This is a genomic window from Methylobacterium aquaticum (assembly GCF_001043915.1).
Taxonomy (GTDB): Bacteria; Pseudomonadota; Alphaproteobacteria; order Rhizobiales; family Beijerinckiaceae; genus Methylobacterium; species Methylobacterium aquaticum.
On sequence record NZ_LABX01000088.1, the window covers coordinates 21,937 to 28,969 of the forward strand.

A 7,033-nucleotide genomic window follows, 5' to 3' on the forward strand; every position below is an offset into this window, starting at 1 on the left:
CCTTGTCGCGCCCGCGCATTCCCGCGTATCAGAGCCCCGCGCGCCGCCCCCGGCGGCGTCCTGCCCACTGCCGCCGGACCGACATGCTGAAGGCTTTCCTCGCCTATTACCGGCCGTACCGAGCCCTGTTCCTCCTCGATTTCGGTTGCGCCATCCTGTCGGGCCTGCTCGAACTCGGCTTCCCGATGGCGGTGAAGGCTTTCGTCGACGTGCTGCTGCCGCGGCAGGACTGGAGCCTGATCCTGCTCGCCGGCTTGGGGCTGGCGGCGCTCTACGTCGCCAATGCGGGGCTGATGGTGGTGGTGACCTATTGGGGGCACGTGCTCGGCATCAACATCGAGACGACGATGCGCGCCCGCGCCTTCGACCACCTCCAGACGCTGTCGTTCCGCTTCTTCGACAACCAGAAGACCGGCCACCTCGTCGCCCGGGTGACGAAGGACCTGGAGGAGATCGGCGAGGTCGCCCATCACGGGCCCGAGGACCTGTTCATTGCCGTGATGACGCTCATCGGCGCCTTCGGGCTGATGGTCCTCGTCCATCCGCCGCTCGCGCTGATGACCGCGGCGATCCTGCCGGTCATCGCCTTCGTCACCGTCCGCTACGGCGGGCGAATGACCCGGAACTGGCAGGCGCAATACGGCCGGGTCGGCGCCTTCAATGCCCGCATCGAGGAGAATGTCGGCGGCATCCGGGTGGTGAAAGCCTTCGCCAACGAGGCCCATGAGCGGCGTCTCTTCGCCGCCGACAACGAACGCTACCGCGCCACCAAGCTCGACGCCTACCGGATCATGGCGGCGAGCCTGTCGCTCAACTATCTCGGCATGCGCCTCGTCCAGATCGTGGTGCTGCTCGGCGGCGCCGCCTTCGTGGTGCGGGGCGATCTGAGCCCCGGCGGCTTCGTCGGCTTCCTGCTCCTCGTCGGGGTGTTCTACCGCCCGCTGGAGAAGATCAGCGCGGTGGTCGAGACCTACCCGAAGGGCATCGCGGGCTTCCGCCGCTACCGGGAGCTGCTCGCCACCATGCCCGACATCGTCGACCGCCCGGGCGCGCGTCCCGCGCCTCCCTTCCGCGGCGAGATCCGGTTCGAGGGCGTCCGCTTCGGCTATGGTGACGGGCGGCCGGTGCTCGAAGGGGTCGATCTCGCCATCGGCGCGGGCGAGACCGTGGCCTTCGTCGGGCCGTCCGGCGCCGGCAAGACCACCCTGTGCTCCCTGGTGCCGCGCTTCTACGACGTCGAGGCCGGGCGCATCACCATCGACGGTCACGACATCCGCGACCTGACCCTGCCGTCCCTGCGGGGCCAGATCGGCATCGTGCAGCAGGACGTCTTCCTGTTCGCCGGCACGATCCGCGAGAACATCGCCTATGGCCGGCTCGATGCGAGCGAGGCCGAGATCCGGGGGGCGGCGCACCGGGCGCGGCTCGACGCGCTGATCGCGATGCTGCCCGACGGCCTCGACACGGTGGTGGGCGAGCGCGGCGTCAAGCTCTCCGGCGGGCAGAAGCAGCGCCTGGCGATCGCCCGGGTCTTCCTCAAGAACCCGCCGATCCTGATCCTCGACGAGGCGACCTCGGCCCTCGACACCGAGACCGAGCGCGAGATCCAGCAGGCCCTGTCCGAGCTGGCGGAGGGCCGCACCACCCTGGTCATCGCCCACCGCCTCGCCACCATCCGGCATGCCGACCGCATCGCCGTGGTGTCGAACGGCCGCATCCAGGAGCAGGGCTCGCACGAGGCCCTGGTGGCGGCGAACGGCGCCTACCGGCGCCTGCACGCGGCCCAGGGCGGGATGACGGCGGCGGAGTAGCGGGTCAGTGCGCGGCGGTGTGGAGCGCCCAAACGTCTTCCTCGACGTCGAGCAGCGTCTCGTGCACCTGGCGCGCCAGGGCGAGCGCCGCCTCGTCGGTCGCCGCCGAGCCGCTGAAGCGGGCGATGACCGCGAGCGACTCGACCGGCAGCGCCTGCCGGAAGCGCGCGAAGCCGCCCGGACACTCTGCCTCGTAGGACAGGGCGAGGTCGCGCAGGACATGCGCGAGCAGTTCCGCGGCGCGGGGAGAGGTGGGGGGACGGCCCTTGGCGGCCGTCGTCGCATCATATGTCAGGATCATGCTCGCGCAGGTAGTACTTGATCTATGTTGGAAACATTCGGGCTCATAGCCTAATCCATGTGGCGTAATGAGGGTGTGCGAACGTCTTTATCATTGCTTGCACAGTTGATCCGGCCGGGTTCGATCCAGATGGCGTTGCGTTCCGGCCACCCTGGCCCGGCCGGCCGACGTAGACGGCCAATGCAGTCTAAAATGCGAGACCCCGATCGTTTGGAGCTGCCGCGACAGTCATCCACGGCAGGCGGCATAGCTCTGGCTCCCGCCAGTCAGATCATGCAACCGCCACGGCGCAGGGTCTTGCATGGCGGGGGGCATGCCGGCGGATGCTTCAGCGCCGCGGTGCGGATTAAGGTCTGCCATTTTCCGACTTGTTGCATGCGATGTTAATGAATTGCGCGGCTTTTTCCTGAAGTGGCGCAGATCGGACGCTGGACTGGGCGGACCGGCCCGGACGGTCTTGCTGGTCGTCGCGTCAGACCTTGCGACGGCGTCCCGCGGCTTGCCCGGATCGCAGCAGGCGCAGCCTTCCGCTCCGCGGCTTCGGGCGCGTGGGACTGGCGCCAGGTCCGGCGGGTGCGGGCCGAGCCGTTATCCCAACCGCCAGTCGATCGGGTTCAGCCCCTTCGCCGCCAGCCAGGCATTCGCCTGCCCGAACGGCCGGCTGCCGCGGAAATCCGCCTTGCGGTTGAGGGGCGAAGGGTGGCCGGCTTCCAGCACCCGGTGCTTGTCCCGGTCGATCAGGGCGGCGCGCTGGCGGGCCGGCGCTCCCCAGAGCAGGAAGACGACGGCGGGCCGTGCGGCCGAGACCGCCGACACCGCCTGATCGGTGAGTTCCGACCAGCCGAGCTTCAGGTGGGCGCCGGCCTTACCCGCCTCGACCGTCAGCGCCGCGTTGAGGAGCAGCACGCCCTGGCGCGCCCAGGGGGTGAGATCGCCGGAGACCGGCATGGGGGAGCCGGTTTCCTCCGCCATCTCGGCGAGGATCACCTTCAGCGAGGCCGGCAGCCGGCGCCCGCCGACATACGAGAAGGCGAGGCCATGGGCATCGCCCGGGGTCGGGTAGGGATCCTGGCCGAGGATCACCGCCCGCACCTGGTCGAGGGGCGTCAGCGTGAGGGCCGTGAAGACGGCGTCCGGCGCCGGTAGCACCCGGGCGCCGGCCTCCCGGCGGGCATCCACCGCCGCCGCGACCCGCTCGGCGCTGCCGTCCCGGAAGAACGGCAGGGCGAGCCAGGGGGATTCGGAGGCGCGGAAGCGGGCGAGGGCGCCCGCCACGGAATCGTCTGTCGGCATCGGGCCTCAGGGGCGGCGAAGGGTGATACGCCCCGTCGCGATGGTCAACGGCGCATGGGCCCGGATGTAGGACATCACCACGTTGGCGACGAGCATGCCGTCGGTGGCGCCGACCAGCGTCTTGCCCTCCGCCAGCATCCCGTAATCGTTGCCGCCGGCGAGCATGAAGTTGTTGGCCGCCACCGTGTAGGTCCGGGCCGGATCGAGGGGAGCGTCGCCGACGCCGACCGCGACGACCCGCTTGCCGACCGGTGCCGCCGCATCGACCGTGACGGTGAGGCCCGAGACCTGCGGGAAGCGCCCGGCGGCGCGGCCGATTTCCGAAAAGCCGTTCTCGAGGGCCGCCAGCACCTGGGCGCCGCTGATGTGCACCAGCACCGAGGTGTTGCCGAAGGGGAGCTCGGTCAGCACGTCGCGGCGGGTCAGCTCGCTGTCGGCCGGATAGGTCCGGTTGCCGCGGATGCCGCCGCCATTCATCAGGCCGATCTCGGCCCCGGCGGCGTGGCGCAGGGCATCCGCGACCAGGCTGCCGAAGGCGGCCTCGCCCCGGCGCACCACCTCCGTGCGGGTGTCGAGGGCGTTGGTCACCCGGCCGAGCGGCCCGTCCAGCTCGCGGGCGAGATCGCCTTCCAGGTGCTGGACGACGGCCAGCACCTCGGGGTCCGGCTCGATCTCGGCGGTGTCATGGATGCGGAAGGCGGCACTCCAGGTGAGGGCCTTGCCGGTCCCCTCGGCCTTGATGTCGATGGCGGTGACGTATTCGGCGTCGTGACCGGACTCGGCGAAGGCGGTGCGGCCGTCGTAGCGGAGCGCCAGGTCGTGGTCGTGGCCCGAGAGCACGATGTCGGCGTGGCGGCTCGCCACCAGGGCCTCGTCGGTCGCCCGGTCGGTGTGACAGACCGCCAGCACCATCTCGGCGCCGGCCGCCCGCAACGCCGCCGCCTCCCGGGCGAGCGTCGCGACGGCGGGGCCGAACACCCAATCGCCGGATTGCGACTTGCCCGGCGTCTCCGGCAGCGCGATGCCGACCACGCCGAGCCTGATTCCGCCGATCGTCAGGATCGTCGATTCGCGCGTGCCCGGCACCGGCGTGCCGTCGGGCTGGCGCAGGTTGGCGGCGAAGACCGGAAAATTCGCGGCCTGCATCCGCTCCAGATAGATCGCCTGGCCGAAATCGAACTCGTGGTTGCCCGGCACGAACACGTCGGGCTTGATGAGGTTGGTGAGTGTGATGATGTGGCGCCCCTTGTCGAGGCCCGACATCAGCGAGGGCGACAGAGTGTCGCCGGCGTGGCAGACCAGGACCGGTCGGCCCTTGGCCCGCTCGGCCTTGATCACCGCCGCGAGCTTCGGGAAGCCGCCGCGGCCGTCGACCGGTCCCATCCGGTAGATGTCGTTGACGAGGACCAGGGTGACGTCGACATCAGGTCCCCGGGCGGCGGCAGGCTCCCCCACGAGACCGGCGAGGCCGGCCCCGAGGCCGAGGGCGAGGGTCTGGCGGCGGGTGGGCAAGGTCATGCGGGGGCTCCGGCGGGCCAAGAAGGTCCAGGGGAATCGGAGGTTCCAGGGACGGATGTCCGGGGGAGGGCGTCCGGGTGGGAGCGCCACTGTCCCATGGGAATCTTGACGGATGAATGTCTCGTCCGCACGGCGGTGCAGCGTCACGACACGTTGGTTCGGGCGGCCTTTGCGCTATGTAGACGGCCACCCGACGCGAAGACAGACGGGCCCGGGCGCGCCATCCTCCGGGCCGACAAGCAGACCGGACGATCATGAACGAGGTGACCCCGAACGCCGCGCTCGCCCGCGGCGCCACTCCCGTGGGCCAGACCGGCACCGGTGCCGGCGGCGAGGCCGGGGCCCACTCCATCGGCGGAGCCGGAACCTTGCCGGCGGGCCACCCGGCGGTGCGCTGGGGCCGGATCGGCGTGCTCCTGATGAATCTCGGCACGCCCGAGGGCACGAGCTACTGGCCGATGCGCCGCTACCTCAAGGAGTTCCTCTCCGACCGGCGGGTGATCGAGGTGCCGCGCGCCATCTGGTGGCCGCTCCTCAACCTGGTGATCCTGACCAAGCGCCCGGGGCCGAAGGGGCGCGATTATGCCTCGATCTGGAACAACGAGCGTGACGAAGGCCCGCTCAAGACCATCACCCGCGGCCAGGCCGAGAAGCTGCAAGCCGCGATGGGTGATCGTGTCGTGGTCGACTGGGCGATGCGCTATGGCAAGCCCGAGGTCGACACGCGGATCCAGGCTCTGCTCGACCAGGGCTGCGACCGCATCCTGCTGGTGCCGCTCTATCCCCAATACGCCGCCGCGACCTCGGCCACCGCCTGCGACCAGGCGTTCCGGGCGCTGATGAAGATGCGCTGGCAGCCGACCGTGCGGGTCTCGCCGCCCTATCACGACGACCCGGTCTATATCGAGGCGGTGGCGAGTGCGGTCCGCCGTGATCTCGCCGCCCTCGACTTCGAGCCCGAGGTGATCCTGACCTCGTTCCACGGCGTGCCGAAATCGTACCTGATGAAGGGCGACCCCTATCACTGCCAATGCGTGAAGACCGGCCGCCTGATCCGCGAGGCTCTGGGCTATTCGCCGGAGCGGATGCGGACGACCTTCCAGTCGCGCTTCGGCAACGAGGAATGGCTGAAGCCCTACACCGACGAGACCGTGAAGGAACTGGCGGCCCAAGGCGTGAAGCGCCTCGCCATCGTGGCGCCGGGTTTCACCGCCGATTGCCTCGAGACCCTGGAGGAGCTGGACGGCGAGAACCGCCACTATTTCGAGGAGGGCGGCGGCGAGCATTTCGCCTACCTGCCCTGCCTCAATGACGGGCCGGAGGGCATGCGGGTGATCGAGCACGTGGTCGCCCGCGAGCTGAAGGGGTGGCTCGACTGAGCGGTGGATGGGACCACCGCGGCCATGCCGGCGGCCCCGCTCCTCGCATAGGATCGGGCCGCCATGTCCGCGACCACCTTCCTCCTCGGCACCCTCCCGACGCCGATCGGCACGATGCTCCTGGTCTTCGACGAGGACGGGGCGTTGCGCGCCCTCGACTGGTCGGACCACGAGGACCGGATGCGGCGGCTGCTTCGGCTCCATTACGGCGCCGCCGTGACCGTGCAGGACGCCGCCCCGCCGCCGGTGATCCGTGAGCCGATCGCGGCCTATTTCGCCGGTGATCTCGGAGCCATCGACGCGATCCTCGTCCGCCACAATGGCACCGCGTTCCAGCGCGAGGTGTGGGCCGCCCTGCGGGGGATCCCGGCCGGGACCACCCTGAGCTACGGCGCCCTCGCGCGATCCCTCGGCCGCGACAAGGCGGTGCGGGCGGTCGGGCTCGCCAACGGCGCCAACCCGATCGGCCTCGTCGTGCCGTGCCACCGGGTGATCGGAGCGAATGCCAGCCTCACCGGCTATGGCGGCGGGCTCCACCGCAAGCAATGGCTTCTCGCCCACGAGGGCGTGGCGCTCGGATCCCGGCAGGGATTTTTTGATCTTGGGTGAAACACGATGGCGCGTCGCCCGGTCCGCAGGGGATGACCTTGCCGCCTGCCTCGATGCGAAAAACCCCGCCGGCCGAGCCTGAGCGGGGTTTTTCGCGATATTTGGTTGCGGGGACAGGATTT

Annotated in this window: 6 protein-coding genes; 3 read left to right on the forward strand and 3 right to left on the reverse strand. The window is 70.1% G+C overall.

The annotated features are described in order from the left end of the window. The first annotated feature begins 83 nt into the window (after window positions 1-83). Window positions 84-1,811 carry an ABC transporter ATP-binding protein gene (locus VP06_RS12250; protein ID WP_048464052.1) on the forward strand — a complete coding sequence of 576 codons (1,728 nt, stop codon included), beginning with the start codon at window positions 84-86 and terminating at the stop codon, window positions 1,809-1,811. 4 nt (window positions 1,812-1,815) lie between these two features. Here VP06_RS12250 and VP06_RS12255 read toward each other — a convergent pair whose 3' ends face one another. The 3 genes from VP06_RS12255 to VP06_RS12265 form a co-directional block, all read right to left on the reverse strand. Continuing rightward, a complete protein-coding gene (locus tag VP06_RS12255) occupies window positions 1,816-2,112 on the reverse strand; it encodes a hypothetical protein (protein ID WP_048464053.1) in 297 nt (98 codons plus the stop codon). Between the two features lie 588 nt (window positions 2,113-2,700). Beyond that, entirely contained in the window at window positions 2,701-3,405 is a 705-nt protein-coding gene (gene ung / locus VP06_RS12260) for a uracil-DNA glycosylase (protein WP_048464054.1), read from the reverse strand. A gap of 6 nt (window positions 3,406-3,411) precedes the next feature. Beyond that, window positions 3,412-4,923 (reverse strand): bifunctional metallophosphatase/5'-nucleotidase, encoded by a 1,512-nt coding sequence (locus tag VP06_RS12265; RefSeq protein ID WP_048464055.1) that lies wholly within the window; start codon window positions 4,921-4,923, stop codon window positions 3,412-3,414. 254 nt (window positions 4,924-5,177) lie between these two features. Here VP06_RS12265 and hemH point away from each other — a divergent pair, with 254 nt between their 5' ends. Together hemH and VP06_RS12275 are read left to right on the forward strand one after the other, a co-directional pair. Beyond that, window positions 5,178-6,302, forward strand: coding sequence for a ferrochelatase (gene hemH / locus VP06_RS12270; protein ID WP_156295563.1), 1,125 nt, complete (start codon window positions 5,178-5,180; stop codon window positions 6,300-6,302). Window positions 6,303-6,365: 63 nt separating this feature from the next. Continuing rightward, the gene (locus VP06_RS12275) at window positions 6,366-6,911 is read left to right on the forward strand and encodes a methylated-DNA--[protein]-cysteine S-methyltransferase (RefSeq protein WP_048464056.1); all 546 of its coding nucleotides are present in this window, start codon (window positions 6,366-6,368) and stop codon (window positions 6,909-6,911) included. The last annotated feature ends 122 nt before the right edge of the window (window positions 6,912-7,033 follow it).